At 66.5% G+C, this 17875-nt stretch carries 19 protein-coding genes; 9 read left to right on the forward strand and 10 right to left on the reverse strand.

Annotated elements, in window-relative coordinates; all coding sequences use genetic code 11:
• Window positions 1-89 precede the first annotated feature (89 nt).
• From FHW94_RS12125 to FHW94_RS12135, 3 genes are all read left to right on the forward strand, one after another.
• On the forward strand, window positions 90-506 hold the full coding sequence (locus tag FHW94_RS12125; RefSeq protein WP_168556048.1) for a DUF2946 family protein: 417 nt from the start codon (window positions 90-92) through the stop codon (window positions 504-506).
• 82 nt (window positions 507-588) lie between these two features.
• Window positions 589-2664 carry a TonB-dependent receptor gene (locus FHW94_RS12130; protein ID WP_210425612.1) on the forward strand — a complete coding sequence of 692 codons (2076 nt, stop codon included), beginning with the start codon at window positions 589-591 and terminating at the stop codon, window positions 2662-2664.
• Window positions 2665-2666: 2 nt separating this feature from the next.
• Window positions 2667-3773, forward strand: coding sequence for a PepSY domain-containing protein (locus FHW94_RS12135; protein WP_168556049.1), 1107 nt, complete (start codon window positions 2667-2669; stop codon window positions 3771-3773).
• Here the strand turns inward: FHW94_RS12135 and FHW94_RS12140 are convergent.
• Window positions 3757-4335, reverse strand: coding sequence for a TlpA disulfide reductase family protein (locus FHW94_RS12140; RefSeq protein WP_246866083.1), 579 nt, complete (start codon window positions 4333-4335; stop codon window positions 3757-3759). The genes FHW94_RS12135 and FHW94_RS12140 overlap by 17 nt on opposite strands.
• Before the next feature lie 25 nt (window positions 4336-4360).
• Here FHW94_RS12140 and argH point away from each other — a divergent pair, with 25 nt between their 5' ends.
• From argH to FHW94_RS12160, 4 genes are read left to right on the forward strand one after another with little or no spacing between them, the layout of a single operon-like run.
• Window positions 4361-5737 (forward strand): argininosuccinate lyase, encoded by a 1377-nt coding sequence (argH, locus tag FHW94_RS12145; protein WP_168556129.1) that lies wholly within the window; start codon window positions 4361-4363, stop codon window positions 5735-5737.
• A 4-nt stretch (window positions 5738-5741) separates the two neighbouring features.
• Window positions 5742-6008, forward strand: coding sequence for a hypothetical protein (locus FHW94_RS12150; protein WP_168556051.1), 267 nt, complete (start codon window positions 5742-5744; stop codon window positions 6006-6008).
• A gap of 31 nt (window positions 6009-6039) precedes the next feature.
• Window positions 6040-7299 (forward strand): diaminopimelate decarboxylase, encoded by a 1260-nt coding sequence (lysA, locus tag FHW94_RS12155; protein WP_168556052.1) that lies wholly within the window; start codon window positions 6040-6042, stop codon window positions 7297-7299.
• A gap of 4 nt (window positions 7300-7303) precedes the next feature.
• Window positions 7304-8083 (forward strand): bifunctional precorrin-2 dehydrogenase/sirohydrochlorin ferrochelatase, encoded by a 780-nt coding sequence (locus tag FHW94_RS12160; protein ID WP_168556053.1) that lies wholly within the window; start codon window positions 7304-7306, stop codon window positions 8081-8083.
• Here FHW94_RS12160 and FHW94_RS12165 read toward each other — a convergent pair whose 3' ends face one another.
• The 9 genes from FHW94_RS12165 to pyrE are packed head-to-tail and all read right to left on the reverse strand — an operon-like array spanning window position 8084 to window position 14465.
• Window positions 8084-8494, reverse strand: a complete 411-nt coding sequence (locus FHW94_RS12165; protein ID WP_168556054.1) for a PaaI family thioesterase — start codon at window positions 8492-8494, stop codon at window positions 8084-8086.
• Window positions 8491-8952: a PaaI family thioesterase gene (locus tag FHW94_RS12170; RefSeq protein WP_168556055.1), complete on the reverse strand. Its 462-nt coding sequence runs from the start codon at window positions 8950-8952 to the stop codon at window positions 8491-8493. Before FHW94_RS12170 ends, FHW94_RS12165 begins: the two co-directional genes overlap by 4 nt.
• Before the next feature lie 48 nt (window positions 8953-9000).
• Window positions 9001-9468, reverse strand: a complete 468-nt coding sequence (gene ruvX, locus FHW94_RS12175) for a Holliday junction resolvase RuvX (protein WP_168556056.1) — start codon at window positions 9466-9468, stop codon at window positions 9001-9003.
• Window positions 9465-10604: a DUF3089 domain-containing protein gene (locus FHW94_RS12180; protein WP_210425613.1), complete on the reverse strand. Its 1140-nt coding sequence runs from the start codon at window positions 10602-10604 to the stop codon at window positions 9465-9467. The genes ruvX and FHW94_RS12180 overlap by 4 nt, the downstream gene beginning before the upstream one ends.
• 7 nt (window positions 10605-10611) lie before the next feature.
• Complete coding sequence (locus FHW94_RS12185; protein ID WP_168556057.1) at window positions 10612-11757, reverse strand: AI-2E family transporter; 1146 nt, start codon at window positions 11755-11757, stop codon at window positions 10612-10614.
• A 28-nt stretch (window positions 11758-11785) separates the two neighbouring features.
• Window positions 11786-12676 (reverse strand): signal peptidase I, encoded by an 891-nt coding sequence (lepB, locus tag FHW94_RS12190; protein WP_168556058.1) that lies wholly within the window; start codon window positions 12674-12676, stop codon window positions 11786-11788.
• Window positions 12673-13074: a holo-ACP synthase gene (gene acpS, locus FHW94_RS12195; RefSeq protein ID WP_168556059.1), complete on the reverse strand. Its 402-nt coding sequence runs from the start codon at window positions 13072-13074 to the stop codon at window positions 12673-12675. The genes lepB and acpS overlap by 4 nt, the downstream gene beginning before the upstream one ends.
• Window positions 13075-13105: 31 nt before the next feature.
• Window positions 13106-13849, reverse strand: a complete 744-nt coding sequence (locus FHW94_RS12200) for a pyridoxine 5'-phosphate synthase (protein ID WP_168556060.1) — start codon at window positions 13847-13849, stop codon at window positions 13106-13108.
• A gap of 31 nt (window positions 13850-13880) precedes the next feature.
• On the reverse strand, window positions 13881-14465 hold the full coding sequence (gene pyrE / locus FHW94_RS12205) for an orotate phosphoribosyltransferase (protein WP_168556131.1): 585 nt from the start codon (window positions 14463-14465) through the stop codon (window positions 13881-13883).
• A 295-nt stretch (window positions 14466-14760) separates the two neighbouring features.
• On the opposite strand from pyrE, the gene coxB reads away from it, so the two are divergent.
• Together coxB and ctaD are read left to right on the forward strand one after the other, a co-directional pair.
• Window positions 14761-15660, forward strand: coding sequence for a cytochrome c oxidase subunit II (gene coxB / locus FHW94_RS12210; RefSeq protein WP_168556061.1), 900 nt, complete (start codon window positions 14761-14763; stop codon window positions 15658-15660).
• A gap of 28 nt (window positions 15661-15688) precedes the next feature.
• Entirely contained in the window at window positions 15689-17377 is a 1689-nt protein-coding gene (gene ctaD, locus FHW94_RS12215) for a cytochrome c oxidase subunit I (protein ID WP_168556062.1), read from the forward strand.
• Window positions 17378-17875: the final 498 nt, after the last annotated feature.

The following is a 17875-nucleotide window of genomic DNA, read 5'->3' on the forward strand; positions in this document are numbered from 1 at the left end:
TTTATACCGTGAGAGCAGGCGGTTTATGGCCTCGCGGGACATTTTGCCCTGATGACAATCCGGCTAGCGCCACTTATGGCGCGTATCGCATGATTGCCCTGCGCGCCTTTCTTCTGCGGAATCGTGGCCTGGCCCTTGCGCTGGTGGCCTTGGCCCTGGCGATGAAGGCGCTGGTGCCCGCCGGCTATATGGTGGGCGGGGAAACGCGCAGCTTTACCATCCAGCTCTGTTCCGAAGGGATCGACGGGCGCCACGATCTGGTGCGCCAGGTGGTGGTGCCGGCGAGCGGTGCGGCCGACAAGGCCGATGCCGGCCATGCCAAGGCACAGGGCACGTGTCCGTTTGGCGCCCTGGGCCATGCCTTGCTGGGTGGCGCCGATCCGGTGCTGCTGGCTGGCGCGCTGGCCTTTATCCTGGCGCTGGGCTTTGCACCAGTGGCGGCTCTCGCGCCGCGCCGGCATTCCCATGCCTGGCCCCCGCTGCGCGGCCCACCCCTGATCGCCTGATCCACACCACGCCGCCCCCACTGCCGGGGCGGCATGACCAAGGTTCAGGCCGGCGCCAGGCGCCGGACAGGGGATTATCACAATGCGTATTTCGGGAAGCGCGCTTGCCTGCGCGCTTGTTTTCGCCATGCCCGCGCAGGCGGCAGAGCCAGCGCCGGCTGCTGCAGAGAAAGCCAACGGTGTCGATACCGGTTTTTCGATCGGGGAGCAGATCGTGGTGTCGGCGCGATCGATGGCCGCCTCGTCGCAGAACGTCCTGACCTCGATCGACCGTATGGGCGGCGACGTGGCGCAGCGGGCCAACGTCAACTATGCCTGGGAACTGGTCGGCCGCCTGCCCGGCGTGATGCTCACCAATTTCAACCAAGGCACCACCAGCGGCAAGTTCAGCTTTCGCGGTTTCAATGGCGAGGGCGAGATCAACGCGGTCAAGCTGCTGATCGATGGCGTGCCGGCCAACAGCAACGACGGCAACATGCCCTATATCGATGCGGTCTTTCCACTCGATATCGCCGGGATCGAAGTGGTGCGCGGCACTTCCGATCCGCGCTATGGCGTGCATGCCATTGCCGGCAGCGCCAATATCCAGACGCGGATTGGCGGCAACTATCTGGAAGGCAAGGTTTCGGGCGGCAGCTTCGATACCTATGAAGCGCAGGCCGTGGCGGGAATCGAAAAGGGCCGGTTCAGCCAGAACTACCTGGCGGCTTGGCGCCAGGCCGGCGGGTGGCGCGATCATGGCGGCCTGACGCGGGGCACGCTGGCGGGCAAGTGGTTCTTTCGCCCGAGCGAGGATGTGCGCATCGGCGCGATTGCGCGCTGGTATCGCGGCACGGCCGACGAGCCGGGCTATCTGACCTTGGAAAACGCCGCCGCCAACCCGCGCATGACCAACGCCTACAACCGCACCGATGGCGACACGCGCACCGTGGCGCAGGGCAGCCTGCACCTGGATGCAAGCCTGGGCGACACGGTCGATTTTACCGCCAAGGCCTATGCCAACCGCCTGCGCGACGATCGCTATGTCAAGTTTTCCGCCACCACATCGCAGCAACGGCGGGTGACCGACGAAGACCATTATGGCGCCAGCGCGGCGCTGCATTGGCATGCGCGCGTGGCCGGCGTTCCGGTCATGGCCGAAGTGGGCGGCGACATGCAGTGGCAGGACAATGTCTCGCTGCGCTACAACACCGTGGCGCGGGTGGTGACCGCGCAAACGCGCGACCAGGCCTTCACCACCAACATCGGCGGCGTCTATGCCCAGGTTCGGCTGGAGCCGGCGCCCTGGCTGACGATCAGCCCGGGCTGGCGGCTCGATTGGGTGGGCGGCACGTTCCACAACCGGCTGACCGGCACCACGGCGCCGATCAACGATTACGGCACGATCAGCCAGCCCAAGCTGCAAGTGGCGATCACCCCGGTCAGCCAGGTCACGCTCTATGGCAACTATGGCAAGAGCTTCCAGATCGGGGTGGGATCGGGTGCCTATCTGATCCCGCCGCGCACCACCGATCTGGCGCCTTCGATCAACGAAGGCTGGGAAGCCGGCGTAAAGCTGCGCCCGGTGGCAGGGGTGGAAGCGCGCGTGGCGCTGTGGCTGCAGGATGCCAGTGGCGAGATCAAGCGCAAGCTCAACGATCCGCTGGGCGACAGCGAAAACGTGGGTGCCACGCGGCGGCGCGGGGTGGACGTGCAGGTGAACGTCAGGCCGGTGGCGGGCGTTTCCGCCTGGGGCGCGCTGTCCTGGCAAACCTCGCGCATCCGCGTCGCCGATCCGGCAACCCCCACGTATATAGGGCACGAGATCGACCACGTGCCGCACTGGTTGTGGTCGGGCGGGGTGGACCTGACGCCTTCGGCCCGCTGGCGCGTTTCGGTCTGGGGCAATGGGCAATCGAGCTATTGGCTGACCACGGCCAACGACCCGGCGGTGGGCAAGTTCGGCCAATACGCCGTGTTCAATGCCGAAGTGGCGTTTCGCCCGCTGGAAAGGCTGGAGAAGCTGGAACTGGCGCTGACGGGCAAGAACCTGTTCGACCGGGCTTACGAATATGTCTGGTACGATTCGAGCATAACCACCAGCCAGAGCCGTTCGCCCAGCGCGCACAGCCCGGCCGAGGGCCTGGGCCTGACCGCCAGCGCCCGCGTGCGTTTCTGACCATGGCGCGCCGTACCATAAGCCTGCGCGCATGGGTGCGGCGCGTGCACCTGTGGCTGGGTCTGTCGCTGGGGGCGCTGATGGTGCTGGCCGGGGTGACCGGGGCGCTGCTGGTCTTCTATGTGGAGATCGACCGCGCCCTGCACCCGGTGGTGCAGGTGGCGGGCCATGCTGGGCCGGCCGATTGGGACCGGGCAGCGGTTACCCTGCACGCCATGTTTCCACAGCGGGACGGTCCGTGGCGGCTGGAACTGACCGGCCGGGATGGCGCGATCCCCGCGCGCTATTACCATCCGGCCGAGCGTGCGGGCGCGGGCCATGCCCCGTTGATGGCCTGGCTTTCCCCCGATGGCGGCCGGGTGCTGCGCGCCGAATTCTGGGGCGACGGGGGGATGACCTGGATTTATGACCTGCATTATTGCCTGAAGCTGGGGCCCTTGGGCGGCACGATCTTCGGCTGGGCGGGGCTGGCCCTGGCCATGCTGCTGGCCAGTGGCATCTGGGCCTGGTGGCCAAGGGGCGGATGGGCCAAGGCCTTGCGTTTCAAGGCCGGGGCCGCCCCGGTGCGCCGGCTTTACGACTGGCACAAACTGGCGGGCCTGGCGGGCGCGCCGCTATTGCTGCTGCTGACGTTGACCGGCGTGATGCTGGCTCTGCCGCAGGAAACCGACAGCGTTCTGTCACCCATGCTGGGCCAGGCGCAAAAGGCCCCGGTCCAGCCTGCGGATGCCGCGCCGGGGCGCGACATTCCGGTCTCGCGCGCGGTGGCGGTGGCACAGGCGGCCCTGCCTGGTGCCCGCGCGGTGTGGGTGGAATTGCCCGGGCGCGGGCAGGGCGCCTATCGCTTGCGCCTGGCGCAGCGCGCCGATCCATCGCCGCGCTTTCCGCATAGCTGGGTCATGGTCGATCGCCACAGCGGCGCCGTGCTGGCCACGGCAGACGTGGCGCGGGGCGGGGCCATGGACATCTGGCTCAAGTGGCTGCATCCGCTGCACGATGGCTCGGCCGCCGGGCTGCCCTTGCGGCTGGCCGTCGTGCTGGCGGGGCTGGTGCCCGTGGCGCTCTATGTCACCGGGGTGTGGCGCTGGTGGATCAGGAGGCGGCCTTGATCAGGGCTGCAGCCTCGGGCCCGGTCCAGTCGAACGCGCCGACCACGCGCCCCACTTCCTTGCCTTGCGCGTCATAGACCACGGTGGTGGGCAGCACGCCGGTGTTGTAGTGGAACGACAGGTCGTTGTCGGGATCGAGCAGCATCTGCACGTGGGCCAGGCCATGCTCGGCCTTGAAGCCCTTGACCTTGTCGGCCTGGCCCGCGCTGTCCTGCGACACGGTCAGCACGCGCAGGCCGCCGGCGGCCAGCTTGTCGAGCGTGGGCATTTCCACCACGCAGGGGCCGCACCAGGTGGCCCATAGGTTCACCAGCACCGGCTTGCCGGCCAGATCCTTTGACGAAACCTTGGTGCCATCGGGCCCGGTCAGCGCAAAGGCGGGCATGGCAGCGCCCTTGTGGCTGCTGTCGATCTTGCCAGCGGCGGCGTTCGCGCCACCTGCGGGTGCGGCAGCGGCGCTCGACGGTTGCGCCGGCGGGCTTGCTTGCCTATCGCAGCCGCCAAGCGTGGCTGCGGCCAGCGCACCCAGGATCAACGGCACATAGGGCGGACGAGCGGACATGAGCGGCAATTCAGGCTCCAACCAGATGTGGGGCGGGCGTTTCGCCGCCGGCCCTTCGGCCATCATGCGCGAGATTAACGCCTCGATTCCCTTCGACAAGGCGCTGTGGCGCCAAGACATCGCCGCGTCAAAGGCCCATGTGGACATGTTGGCCACGCAAGGCATCGTGGCCGAGGATGATGCGCGCCTGATCGCGGGCGGCCTGGACCAGGTGGCCGCCGAATACGAAGCCAATGGGGTGCCCGAGAACTGGGACCTGGAAGACATCCACATGACCACCGAAAGCCGGCTGGCCGAACTGATCGGCCCGGCGGCAGGCCGCCTGCACACCGCGCGCAGCCGCAACGACCAGGTGGCCACCGATTTCCGCCTGTGGGTGCGCGATGCCATCGATCAGGTCGATTCGGGCCTGCTGGCGCTGCAAACCGCGCTGGTCACGCGCGCGGGCGAACATGCCGCCAGCATCATGCCCGGCTTCACCCACCTGCAAACCGCGCAGCCGGTGACGCTGGGCCACCACCTGATGGCCTATTACGAGATGATCGCGCGCGATCGCTCGCGCTTTGCCGATGCGCGCGCCCGCATGAACCGCTCGCCACTGGGCGCCGCCGCGCTTGCCGGCACCGGTTTTCCGATCGACCGCTTCCGCACGGCGCAGGCGCTGGGCTTCGACGGGCCGACCGACAACAGCCTCGATTCGGTGTCCGATCGCGATTTCGCGCTCGATTACCTGATGGCAGCCGCGCAATGTTCGCTACACCTTTCGCGCCTGGCCGAGGAATTCATCATCTGGGCGAGCCAGCCGTTCGGCTTCGTCACGCTGCCCGACAGCCTTTCGACCGGCAGCTCGATCATGCCGCAGAAGAAGAATCCCGACGCGGCCGAACTGGTGCGCGGCCATTCGGGGCGGATCGTGGGCTGCCTAACGGCCCTGATGATCACCATGAAGGGCCTGCCGCTGGCCTATTCCAAGGACATGCAGGACGACAAGCCGCCGGTGTTCGAAGCAGCCAGCCTGCTGGCCCTGTCGATCGCGGCGATGGCCGGCATGGTGGCCGAGGCCAAGTTCCGCACCGAGCGGATGCGCGGCGCAGCCGAACTCGGCTATGCCACGGCGACCGACCTGGCCGATTGGCTGGTCCGCCAGGCCAATATCCCGTTCCGCGAAGCGCACCACATCACCGGCAGCGCCGTGAAGCTCGCTGAAAGCCGGGGCATCGCGCTCGACCAGTTGCCGCTCGAGGATCTGAAAGCCATCGATGCGCGTATCGACGAACGCGTCTATGCCGCGCTTTCGGTCGAAGCATCGGTGGCGGCGCGTAGCAGCCATGGCGGAACTGCCCCCGCCGAGGTAAGGAAGCGCGTGGCCCAGGCGCGCGAAGCACTGGGTATAGAGGAGTAATCGCTTGATCCGTCCCGCTGCCCCGAAAGCCGTTGGGTTCCTGCTCGTTGGTGTAGCCGCGCTGGCGCTTGCCGGCTGCGGCAACAAACGCGAGCTGAAACCCACGCCGGGGCATGGCCTGCCGCCGGCGCCTTATGGGCGTGCGCAGAGCCGCGGGGCGGACGAGCTTTTGAAAGCGCCGATCCAGGCCAAGCCCGATCGCAACGTGGAGTTGCGCAGCCGCTCGCAAGAGCGCGAGGACGACCCGTTCGATCTGCCGCCCGAAGAATAAGCGTTTTCAAAAATCTGTTTCGAGAGTTCCGATGGACCACTTTCACACGTTGAACGGCGTGCTGCACGCCGAGGATATTGCCCTGCCCACGCTGGCCGAAGCGGTGGGCACCCCGCTCTATGTCTATTCCCGCGCCACGCTGACGCGCCATGCCCGCGTGTTTCGCGATGCCCTGGCCGTGCTGCCGCGGGTGAAGCTGGCCTTTGCAGTCAAGTCCAACCCCAACCTTGCCGTGCTCAAGGTTCTGGCCGCCGAAGGTTATGGCGCCGATGTGGTTTCGGGTGGGGAAATGGAACGCGCGCTGGCGGCGGGAATGCCGGCGGATGGCATCGTGTTTTCGGGCGTGGGCAAGACACAAGCGGAACTCGCCCGCGCGCTGGAGGCCGGGATCGGCCAGTTCAACCTGGAAAGCGAAGAAGAAGGCCTGGAGCTGGCCGAAATCGCCGTGGCCCTGGGCAAGACCGCGCAATGCGCGCTGCGGGTGAACCCCGATGTGGACGCGGGCACCCATGGCAAGATTTCCACCGGCAAGGCGGAAAACAAGTTCGGCGTGCCTTATGACCGCGCGGGCGCGATCTATGCGCGCCTGGCCGCCACGCCGGGCCTGGCGATGCGCGGCCTGGCGCTGCATATCGGCAGCCAGCTGTCGCGGCTCGATCCGCTGGAAGCCGCCTTTACCAAGATCGGCGACCTGATGCGCGCGATCCGCCAGGCTGGCCATGCCGTCACGCATATCGATTTCGGTGGCGGGGTGGGCGTGCCCTACAAGGCCGGCGAAGTATTCCCCCAGCCGGAAGAATACGCCGCGATGGTCGCCCGCGTGACGCAAGGCTGGGACATTACCGCGATGTTCGAGCCCGGCCGGGTGATCACCGGCAACACCGGCGTGCTGATGACGCGCGTGGTGCGCGTGAAGGAAGGCGTGGGCGCCCCCTGGGTGGTGGTCGATGCCGCGATGAACGATCTGGCGCGTCCGGCGCTCTATGATGCCTGGCACGATTTCGCCGCCGTTTCGCCCGGTGGCGAGACGATGGAGGCCAACATCGTCGGCCCGATCTGCGAATCGAGCGATACCTTTGCCATGGGCCGCACGATCGACAAGGTGGCGCGGGGCGACCTTGCCGTGTTCCGCACCGCCGGCGCTTATGGCGCGACGATGGCCAACACCTACAACTCACGGCCCTTGGTGCCCGAAGTGATGGTCGATGGCGACAAGTGGGCAGTGGTGGCCGACCGCATCGAGCCCGCCACGATCCTGGCCGCCGAGCGCGTGCCGGAATGGCTGGCCTGACGCGATGAGCCTGCCTGCTCTCCCCCTGTTCCACCGCATCGCCGGGCAGCCGGTGATCGTGCTGGGCCATGGGGAGGCAGCGCAGGCCAAGGCCCGGCTGGTGGAACGGGCCGGCGGGCAGGTGATCGACGATCTGGCCCACGGCATCGACATCGGCGCGCGGCTGGCCTTCATAGCCCACGACAGCGCCGATGCCTGCATGGCCGACGCGCTGCGCGCGCGGGGGGCGGGCCTGCTGGTCAACGTGGTGGATCGCCCGGCGCTGTGCGATTTTACCACGCCGTCGCTGGTCGATCGCAGCCCGGTGGTGATCGCCGTGGGCACGGCGGGCGCTTCGGCGGGCCTGGCCAAGCATATCCGCCTGCGGCTGGAGCGGTTGTTGCCCCAGGGCCTGGGCGCGCTGGCCGATGCGTTGTTTGCTGCGCGCGAAGGCTTGCGCGCGCGCTTTCCCGATGGTGCGGAACGGCGCCGCGCGCTCGACCTGGCGCTGGGCGAGGGCGGGGCGCTCGATCCCATGGTGGCGCAGCCGGCGGGCGCGGTAGAGGCCTGGCTGGGCGGCGCGCGGGGCGGTGCGACCGGCCATCACGTGATCGCGCTGCGCAGCGCCGATCCCGAAGACCTTACCTTGCGCGAGGCGCGCCTGCTCGGCATGGCCGACGCGGTTGTCGCCGCTTCCGATGTGCCCGCAGCGCTGCTGGCCCGCGCTCGCGCCGATGCGCAGCGCCTGCCGCCCGGCGCGGCCCTCCCCGAGGGGCTGACCGTGGAACTGCGCTTGCCCGGCTGATCAGGCCTTGGGCGCCGAGAGGTGGAAATTCATCCAGCAACTGGCGATGGGCGTGGCGCGGTCAGCCTGCCAGGCTTCCACACGCACATTGGCCACGCGGCGCCCGGCGCGCAGCACTTGTCCCATGGCGTGGATCGGGCGGGGCAGGCCGGCGCGCAGATATTCGATCGAGATGTTGATCGGCTTCATCCGCTGCTCCACCCCGCGGCGGGCGTGATCGGTGGCAAGCGCGGCAAAGCCCGCCATTTCCAGCAGGCCGCCGATGGCGCCGCCGTGCAGGAAACCCGGGCGCCCTTCGGAATGGCTGCCGAACTGCATCGTGACGATCGGATTGCCATCGTCGTCGGCGGACAGCGCCATGCCCATCGCCAGCGCAAAGGGAGGCAGGATGAAGGCCGGGCGATCGCTCATTCGCTTTCCCCCAGCACCATGAATATCGCCGCGGCGTGGGCCAGCGGATCGGCGATGTCGCCATCGTGGGCCAGCGCGCGGGCAAAGGCCAGGTCACCGCGCAATTGATAGCATTCGGCCCGCGCGATCACGCTGCGCCCCGGCACCGCGGCGCGCACGTAGTCGATGCGCAGGTCCAGCGTCACATGGGGCACGAAGCGCCCGCGCCGTGTCCAGATCGCCATCGCCGTGCAATTGTCGAACAAGCTGATGATCGGGCCCGAAGCCAGCACGCCGGTGTTGCCTGCGCCCACCAGGTCCTCGCGCCACGGCAGTTCCGCCTCGAACCAGTCGGGGCCGTGATCGCCATAGCGCATGCCCAGGAATCCGCCGTGGCCCATCCGCCCCAGCAACTGGCCGGCACGGGCCGGATCGAACGGGCCTTCGTTGCGCCAGGTTGGGGGTTGATCGTCTGCCATCACCGTTCCTTGCCGCATCGCGGGGCAGTGTTCAACCGAATGCTTAAATTACAGGACGCCGCCGGCCAGGGCGTCGATCGCGGCCTGGAGAATCAATGCGGCGGCATGCGAATCGATGCGCTGGGCGCGCTTGGCCCGGCTGAAATCCTGCTCGATCATCGCGCGTTCGGCGGCCTGGGTAGACCAGCGTTCGTCCCACATCAGGACCGGCAGGTTGAGGTCAGCCAGATTGCGGGCCATGGCGCGGGCGGATTGGCTGCGCGGCCCATCGCTGCCATCCATGTTGAGTGGCAGGCCGATGACCAGGCCTTTCACGCTGCGTTCGGCGACGATGGCGGTAAGCGCGGCCTTGTCCTGCGCAAACTTGCGGCGGATCACGGTTTGCCCCGCCGTGGCAAAGCGCCAGCCGGTATCGCACAGCGCCACGCCGATCGTCTTGGTGCCGGGATCAAGACCCATCAGCACCCCGCCCATCGGCAGGGCGGCGCGAAAATCGGCAGTGCTTTGCGTGATCATCGGGTTCCTCCATCCCGCTTCTGGTGCCACGCGGCGCTGCGACGCAAGGCGTCCGCGCGCAGATTGGCCCAGAACAGCGGGATATCGTAGACGTGATAGTTGTTGCCGGGCAGCACGAACAGGCCGATTTCAGGCGGCGACCCGATCAGCAGGATGCCTTGCGCGCTGCAGTGCGCCGGCACCAGCGCCGGCACCAAAGGTCCCGCCCGTTCGGTCTCGTCGTCGTTCTCATCGGGCAGCAGCGTGCCGCGGTTGGCGCTGCGTGGCGCCGCGCCTCCCTGGGTGCCGGTCAGGGGATTGACGCAAAGCAGCGGCGCATCGGCCGGCTGGTTTGCCGCGCCGGTTTCGGGCCAGGGGTGATAGGCCTGGACCAGCAGCCTTGGATCGGCCGGTTCGGCAAAGCTGATCCAGCCCGCGAGGCATCCGGCCTGATCGGGCGCGCTGCAGGGTGGCAAGCCGGTTTCGGCAGCGGCACGCGACGCGACGATCGGCCAGCCGATGGCATAGGCGGCCACTACGCGGCGGGCCAGCGGCTTGCCCCGCACCATGTCACGCAGCAGGCGGGCCACGATCCAGGCCCCCTGGCTGTGCCCGGCCAGCACGATCGGCGTCTCGGGCGGCAGCGTTGTCAGGAATGTGGCAAAGGCCGCGCGCACGTCGCCATAGGCAAGGTCCATCGCGCGCTGCCGCTCTGCTCCTTCGGTGAGAAATGCCCCGAAGGCGGCCTGGCGATAGCGTGGCACCCAGACCGGGCCCACGCTGTTGAACGCGCTGGCAGTTGCCGCAACCAGCACTTCGGCACGGCGGCGCGAATCCGCGTCTGTCAGCGGGGCGTTCCAGTGGTTGCGGCTGAGGTAGCTGGTCGGATGGACGAAGAACACCGCCGCATCGCCGGTCACGCCATGGATCATGCCGGGTGGCAGCCATTGCGCGGGATCGCGGGCCAATCCCGGCCGCGCGATCCACATCGCGGCGTCGTCATAGGCGCGCGGCGGCAGCGGTGCACCGGGTTCGAACCCGTGGGTTGGCGCAAAGGCATAGCGTGAAATCTGCGCGGAACATTGGCTCAGCACGCCAAGGCACAGCAAGGCCAGCGCCACGAACAACGCGCCGGCCTGGATTACCCGCTTGATCATTATACCGTCATGTCGAAAGCGCAGTGCCGTCGTGCGTGGTAGTTTCGCCGTCCGGTTGCGCGCGCTCCCCGTCGTTGCGCTCCGCCTGGCGTTCCAGTGCGATCTTGATCATCGCCACGATCGGATCGGCCAGGGCCAGCCCCAGGATACCGAACAGCACGCCGAAAATGAGCTGCGCGCCCAGCACCATCGCTGGTGCCAGGTCTGCCGTCTTCTTCGCCACCATCGGCACGATGATGTTGCCGTCCACCGTCTGGACCACCAGGTAGACGATGATGCAATAGATGCCCATGTCGGTGCCGCCCGAGAAGCCCACCAGTACCATCAGCAACCCGGAAAGCGGCGCGCCGATATTGGGCAGGAACACCAGAAGGCCGGTGAGGATGCCGAGCAGCGCGGACATCGGCACGCCATAGACCGCCAGCAGCACCCAGGTGGCCAGACCTTCGGTGAACATGCCGATCATCCGCCCGAACAGCAGCATGCGCAACGACTTGCCCATGCGCTGCAGCGTCACCTGGAAATGCGGGCGGCTTTCCAGCGGAAACAGCCAGGCAAAGCCGCGTCGATAGATGTCAGGCTCCAGCACGAAATAGATGCCCAGGATCACGATCAGGAAAAACGTGGTGAAACCGCCGAAAATCCCGCCCAGCGCCTGGGTGACCGGGCCCACGCCGCCGATCACCTGTTCGGCAATCTTCGAAACGTCGGCCTGGCCCACGTTGATGCCATGGCCGTGCAGCCAACTCAGCGTGCGCTGGGCCTGCCCTTCCACGATATGGGGGAACTGCGCAGCCTGCGCGGCGATCTGGTTGCCGGCGAAATAGCCCAGCCACACCAGGAAACCGACCGCCGCCACCAGCACCAGGGCGATGCGCAAGGCGCGCGGGCCGGGCAGGATGCGGCCCAGCAGGCGCTGCCCGCCTTCGATCAGCGATGCGAACACCACGCCGCCGAAAATGACCAGCAGCGGTTGCGCCAGGAACACCGCCAGAACCACCAGGGCCGCGATGCCGATCCACACGAAGGCCTTCTTGGCTTCCTGGCGGACGGTGCGATCGGCGATGTCGGTGGGGCCGGGGGCGTGGGCCTTGGTCTGTACCCCCGGTGTCATAGCTGGTTGCGCGGCGGCGGGATGGGCAGTGTCGGGCATCGGTGGCAAGCTACCTTGCTAAGAGACGTCAGGAAGCGGGAACGGGCGTTGGCGCATCCCGTTCCGGCCCCCGTTCGGGGCGCAGTGTCGTCCCACTGCGGCCGTGACGCAAGGCATGCCACCACGTCAACGGGTTCCAGGTCTCGCTGCCATCCAGCGAAACGGTGACGAATTCGGCGCGGCCGCCCACGTCGGCCAGCGGCACGGGTCCGCCCAGTCCCTTGAGTGCCAGCGGCTCGCGGCTGTCGGCGGAATGATCGCGGTTGTCGCCCATCAGAAAGACGTGGCCGGCCGGCACCGTTACTTCGGCATAATCGTCCAGCGGCTGCTGCTTGTGGTCGATGATGCGATAGGTTGCGCCATTGGGCAGGGTCTCGCGCAGGATCGGCAATTCGCAGAAATCGTGGCCCATGGCGTCGCGAAAGCGCAGGCCGGGAAAATCGGCCGGATCGCATGGGTCGTTGGCGTCGACCGGCAGATCGAGCGGGGCTTCGACCGCTTGCGGCACGGCGCGGCCGTTCAGCACGATCTGCCCGTGGACCACCGCGATGCGATCGCCCGGCAGCGCCACCACGCGCTTGATATAGTCCTCGTTGCTGCCGCGCGGGACCACGATGACGATATCGCCATATTGCGGCGTTGCCGGAAACAGCCGCGTGGCCGAGCGTGGCAGCACGTGGAACGAGGGCGAAACCCACGACCAGCCATAGGGATACTTGGACACCACCAGCCTGTCACCGACCAGCAGATTGGGCATCATCGACATCGAGGGGATGTAGAACGGCTTGGCCAGCAGGCTGTGGAACACCAGCACGGCCAGCAGCATGCCGACCAGGCCGCGCAGTTCCTCCCACCAGTTGACACGCCCGGTGCGGGCCTGGGCCTGTTCGGGCGGGATGCCGGTCACGCCGTCGCTCATGCCGGAACCGCCTCGATCACCACGAACGCCTGCGCCCAGGGATGGTCGTCGGTCATCGTCAGGTGCACCACGGCCTTGTGGCCGGGCGGGGTGATGGCGGCGAGGCGCGCGGCAGCGCCACCGGTCAACGCCAGGGTGGGGGCACCCGACGGCGCATTGACCACGCCGATGTCCTTCATGAACACGCCGGCCTTGAAGCCTGTGCCGACGGCCTTGGAATAGGCTTCCTTGGCGGCAAACCGCTTGGCCAGGGTTCCGGCGCGGGTGTAGGGGCGCCGCGCGGCCTTGGCTTGTTCCGTGGGTGTGAACACCCGTTCCACGAAGCGATCGCCGAACCGTTCCAGCGAGTGCTGGATGCGTTCGATGTTGCACAAGTCGGAACCCAGGCCGATGATCACGCGGGGTGCTCCTCCGATGCGCGCGCTGGCATCAGCGCACTTCGTCCATCAGACTGCGCATGCGGCGCACCGCTGCGTCAAGTCCCACGAAGATCGCCTCGCCGATCAGGTAGTGGCCGATGTTGAGTTCGGCCACTTGGGGAATCGCGGCGACGGGCTGCACGTTGTCATAGGTCAGGCCATGGCCGGCGTGGGGCTCGATACCGTTCTTGGCGGCCAGCGCGGCCATGTCGGCCAGGCGCTTCAATTCCGCCGCGCGGGCTTCCCCTTGCGCATGGGCATATTCGCCGGTGTGCAGTTCCACCACCGGCGCGCCCAGTTTCATCGCCGCTTCGATCTGCCGCGCTTCGGGCGCGATAAACAGGCTGACGCGGATGCCGGCGTCGCGCAGGCGCGCCACGATCGGGGCGAGGCGGTTGTGCTGCCCAGCGGCATCGAGCCCGCCTTCGGTGGTGCGTTCCTCGCGCCGCTCGGGCACGATGCAGCAGGCGTGCGGCTTGTGGCGCAGCGCGATCGCCAGCATTTCGTCGGTGGCGGCCATCTCCAGGTTCAGTGGCAGGTTGGTCGCGGCCTGGATGCGGGCCAGATCTTCGTCGCGGATGTGGCGCCGGTCTTCGCGCAAGTGCGCGGTGATCCCGTCGCCGCCCACGGCCGCCACGATTTCGGCCGCGCGCACCGGATCGGGATGATCCCCGCCGCGCGCGTTGCGGATCGTCGCCACGTGATCGATGTTAACCCCCAGCCTCAGCCGGGCCGGCGTGAACAACTCGCTCACTGCCACCGTCTCCTGTCCTTGGGTCGTGCCTTCAGGGTTGCGCGCGGCTGCCGGGCTTGATCGCCGGCAGGGCGGCCAGTTCGGCCGGGATCTCGTCCGGGGCATAAGTGGGGAAGTTGAGCGAGACGAGCGGATAGAACGGCACACCCAGGTCCACCGCGCCGGCCGACCGATCGACCAGGGCCGCCTCGGCGATCACCACGCCGCCGGCTTCTTCCACGGCTTTGATCGCCTCGCGGCTCGAAAGGCCGGTTGTCACCACGTCTTCCACCATCAGCACCTTTTCGCCCGGATTGAGCGAAAAGCCGCGGCGCAGTTCGAACGTGCCGGTGGGCCGCTCCACGAACACTGCTTCCACGCCCAGCGCGCGGCCCATCTCGTGGCCGATGATCACGCCGCCCATCGCGGGGGAAACCACCTTGGCAATCTGCTGGCGCAAGTCGCGCGGCAGCTTGGCGGCCAGGGCACTGGCCAGGCGCGAGGCGCGCATCGGGTCCATCAACACGCGTGCGCACTGAAGATAATAGGCACTGCGGCGTCCCGAAGAGAGCAGGAAATGCCCTTCAAGCAGCGCCTGGCACGCACGGAATTCGGAAAGGATGTCTTCGTCCTGCATGGCTGTCGTTCGCTGGTCCTGCATGATCGCCCGCCCGGGGTGTTGGGGGGCTTGCTGGTGTTTGCGGCCTGCCATGGGCGCTGGCGCGGCGGCGGGCAAGGATTTTTCGCCCATTGGCCCGCGCCAAAGCGGCATCTTGGCCAAAGGGGCAATCCTTTCCTGCCGCCATGGTGAAGGTCGCAACTTGTGGGGCGCGACAAGGCCGCGTATAGCCCGGTTCAATCGAGGGAATTACAATCAGTGCACGCGGACCTCGAAACCGGCGTGTACGCGGGGAAGAGCGGAACAAGCGACGATGAGTCCAATCGAATTCGTCCGCCATGCGGGCACAGCGTTTCGGACCGCCGGTCATCTCGTGGCAGGCATTGCAGCAACTGCGGCGGCTGCCGCGCCTTCGTTGGCGCTGGCTGCGGCCACTTACGTCCCGGCCAAGCCGGTTGCGGGCAAGGGGCAACCGGTTCCCGGTGGCTGGACGTTCCAGGACCAATATTCGCCGATTGGTCAGGAAGCATTGAAAATGCACGATTACGTGCTGATGCCGGTGATCACGGCCATCGTGCTGCTGGTGCTGTTCCTGCTGATCGCGGTGATGGCCAAGTTCAACCGCCGCAAGAATCCGGTCGCTTCCAAGACCAGCCACAACACCGTGATCGAAGTGATCTGGACGCTGGTTCCGGTGCTGATCCTGGTGGTGATCGCGGTGCCCTCGATTCGCCTCTTGGCCCACCAGTACGAACCGGCGCCCAAGGGCGCGTTGACCGTGAAGGTCACCGGCTACCAGTGGTATTGGGGCTATACTTATCCCGACAACGGCGGGTTCGAGGTGATTTCCAACATGCTGCCGCCGGCCGAGGCGATCAAGCGGGGCGAACAGCCGCAGCTTGCCGCCGACAACCGCATGGTCGTGCCTGCCGGCGTGCCGATTCGCCTCCAGACCACCGGGTCTGACGTGATCCACTCGTTCGCGGTGCCCTCGCTGTGGTTCAAGCTCGACGCCGTGCCAGGCCGCATCAATGAAAAGGTGCTGATGATCAACAAGCCCGGCGTCTATTACGGCCAGTGTTCGGAACTGTGCGGCGCCCGCCACGGCTATATGCCGATCGTGGTCGAAGCGGTGACCAAGCCGCAGTTCGACTCCTGGATCAAGAGCCAGGGCGGCACCGTGGGCGCAGCGCCTGCAGCGCCTGCTGCCTGAACGACAATCGGAAAGAGGATCGCCCGTCATGGCCACCATTCCCGCCGATCATGAAAGCTTCGATGCGCATCATGATCATGCGCATGAACACGATCACAAGCCCAGCTTCTTCGCGCGCTGGTTCATGTCCACCAACCACAAGGACATCGGCACGCTCTACCTGATCTTCGCGATCTTCGCCGGTGTCATCGGCGGCGCGATCTCGGGCATCATGCGCGCCGAACTGGCGCATCCCGGTATCCAGTACCTGGCGTTCTGGACCCGCTTCGTCGGCGGTGATGGCGCCGATTTCAACCAGACCTTGCACATGTGGAACGTGCTGATCACGGCGCACGGCCTGATCATGGTGTTCTTCATGGTCATGCCCGCGATCATCGGCGGCTTTGGCAACTGGTTCGTGCCGATCATGATCGGCGCGCCCGACATGGCCTTCCCCCGCATGAACAACATCTCGTTCTGGCTGACCTTCTCGGGCTTCTGCTCGCTGATGATCTCGCCCTTCGTGCCGGGCGGCACCGGCCATGGCGCCGGTACCGGGTGGACGGTCTATGCGCCGCTTTCCACGTCCGGCTCGGTCGGCCCGGCGGTGGACTTCGCGATCTTCTCGCTGCACCTTTCAGGCGCCGGCTCGATCCTGGGTGCGGTGAACTTCATCACCACCATCTTCAACATGCGCGCACCGGGCATGACGCTGCACAAGATGCCGCTGTTCGTGTGGTCGGTGCTGGTCACCGCGTTCCTGCTGCTGCTGGCGCTGCCGGTGCTGGCCGCGGCCATCACCATGCTGCTCACCGATCGCAACTTCGGCACCACGTTCTTCGATCCGGCCGGCGGTGGTGATCCGGTGCTCTACCAGCACCTGTTCTGGTTCTTCGGCCACCCCGAAGTCTACATCATGATCCTGCCGGGCTTCGGCATCGTCAGCCAGATCATCTCCACCTTCTCGCGCAAGCCGGTGTTCGGCTACCTCGGCATGGCCTATGCCATGGTCGCCATCGGCCTGGTCGGCTTCATCGTGTGGGCCCACCACATGTACACAACCGGGCTCGACGTGAACACGAAGATGTATTTCACCGCCGCCACGATGGTGATCGCGGTGCCCACCGGCATCAAGATTTTCTCGTGGATCGCCACGATGTGGGGCGGTTCGATCGAGTTCAAGTCGCCCATGGTCTGGGCCATCGGGTTCATCTTCCTGTTCACCGTGGGCGGCGTGACCGGCGTGGTCCTCGCCAACGGCGGCATCGACGATAACCTGCAGGACGGCTATTACGTCGTTGCGCACTTCCACTACGTGCTGTCGCTGGGTGCGGTGACTTCGCTCTTCGCCGGGTTCTTCTACTGGTTCCCCAAGATGAGCGGCCGGATGCACTCGGAATTCCTCAGCCATCTGCAGTTCTGGGTGTTCTTCGTCGGGGTGAACCTGATCTTCTTCCCGATGCACTTCCTGGGTGTGCAGGGCATGCCGCGCCGCTATCCCGATTATGCGCCGGCGTTCGAATACTGGAACCACATCGCCACGATCGGCTACATGGTCATGGCCGTGTCGCTGGTGATCTTCTTCATCAACATCGCCTACGCCTTCCTGGCCGGCAAGAAGGCCGCGCCCAACTACTGGGGCGAAGGCGCCACGACGTTGGAATGGACGCTGTCCAGCCCGCCGCCGTTCCACCAGTTCGAAACGCTGCCGGTGATTGAGGATACGCCGCACCACTAAGCCGCGATTCGATCGCAAACGAAAAACCCCGCAGCGCGAGCTGCGGGGTTTTTTGTGCCTTTTCCGCGCTTCTTCTGACGTGATGGTGTTGGAGAGGGGGTGTTTGGGGAGTGATTCAGCGGCGGTGATTCGGGTTGGTTGGGGGGGAAAGACAGAAAAGTTTGGGTTCAAAAGCCTTGTGGTGTGGGGGTTTTGGTTGGATTTGCGGGGGTTGTGGAAAAATGGCCGTTGACGGTTGGGGAGAGCCTCCATATATGCCGCTTCACCGATGCGGTGCAGCCGGTTTTTCCGGCGGCCTGGTTGTTTCCAGGTGTTGCGGTGTTGGTCGCCAGATAGCTACGGACGGCTTAGGTTTCCGGTGAGAACCGGGGATTGATTGTTGTCCGGGTTTTGTTGTCTGGGTTTGGTCTTTGACATTGTTGATTAGATGAAGGGACATGTGGGCGACGGCGCCTGGTGTCGGGGGTCTTTGGGCTCCGACGTCCAGTTTAAAGCAAG

It is taken from the genome of Novosphingobium sp. SG720, assembly GCF_012275365.1.
Classification (GTDB): Bacteria; Pseudomonadota; Alphaproteobacteria; order Sphingomonadales; family Sphingomonadaceae; genus Novosphingobium; species Novosphingobium rhizosphaerae.

Bases quoted from the DNA above. Each gene is read 5' to 3' on its own strand.
- FHW94_RS12125 (WP_168556048.1), top strand. From the start codon at position 90: ATGATTGCCCTGCGCGCCTTTCTTCTGCGGAATCGTGGCCTGGCCCTT.
- FHW94_RS12130 (WP_210425612.1), top strand. From the start codon at position 589: ATGCGTATTTCGGGAAGCGCGCTTGCCTGCGCGCTTGTTTTCGCCATG.
- FHW94_RS12135 (WP_168556049.1), top strand. From the start codon at position 2,667: ATGGCGCGCCGTACCATAAGCCTGCGCGCATGGGTGCGGCGCGTGCAC.
- FHW94_RS12140 (WP_246866083.1), bottom strand. From the start codon at position 4,335: ATGTCCGCTCGTCCGCCCTATGTGCCGTTGATCCTGGGTGCGCTGGCC.
- argH (WP_168556129.1), top strand. From the start codon at position 4,361: ATGTGGGGCGGGCGTTTCGCCGCCGGCCCTTCGGCCATCATGCGCGAG.
- lysA (WP_168556052.1), top strand. From the start codon at position 6,040: ATGGACCACTTTCACACGTTGAACGGCGTGCTGCACGCCGAGGATATT.
- FHW94_RS12160 (WP_168556053.1), top strand. From the start codon at position 7,304: ATGAGCCTGCCTGCTCTCCCCCTGTTCCACCGCATCGCCGGGCAGCCG.
- FHW94_RS12165 (WP_168556054.1), bottom strand. From the start codon at position 8,494: ATGAGCGATCGCCCGGCCTTCATCCTGCCTCCCTTTGCGCTGGCGATG.
- FHW94_RS12170 (WP_168556055.1), bottom strand. From the start codon at position 8,952: ATGGCAGACGATCAACCCCCAACCTGGCGCAACGAAGGCCCGTTCGAT.
- ruvX (WP_168556056.1), bottom strand. From the start codon at position 9,468: ATGATCACGCAAAGCACTGCCGATTTTCGCGCCGCCCTGCCGATGGGC.
- FHW94_RS12180 (WP_210425613.1), bottom strand. From the start codon at position 10,604: ATGATCAAGCGGGTAATCCAGGCCGGCGCGTTGTTCGTGGCGCTGGCC.
- FHW94_RS12185 (WP_168556057.1), bottom strand. From the start codon at position 11,757: ATGCCCGACACTGCCCATCCCGCCGCCGCGCAACCAGCTATGACACCG.
- lepB (WP_168556058.1), bottom strand. From the start codon at position 12,676: ATGAGCGACGGCGTGACCGGCATCCCGCCCGAACAGGCCCAGGCCCGC.
- pyrE (WP_168556131.1), bottom strand. From the start codon at position 14,465: ATGCAGGACGAAGACATCCTTTCCGAATTCCGTGCGTGCCAGGCGCTG.
- coxB (WP_168556061.1), top strand. From the start codon at position 14,761: ATGAGTCCAATCGAATTCGTCCGCCATGCGGGCACAGCGTTTCGGACC.
- ctaD (WP_168556062.1), top strand. From the start codon at position 15,689: ATGGCCACCATTCCCGCCGATCATGAAAGCTTCGATGCGCATCATGAT.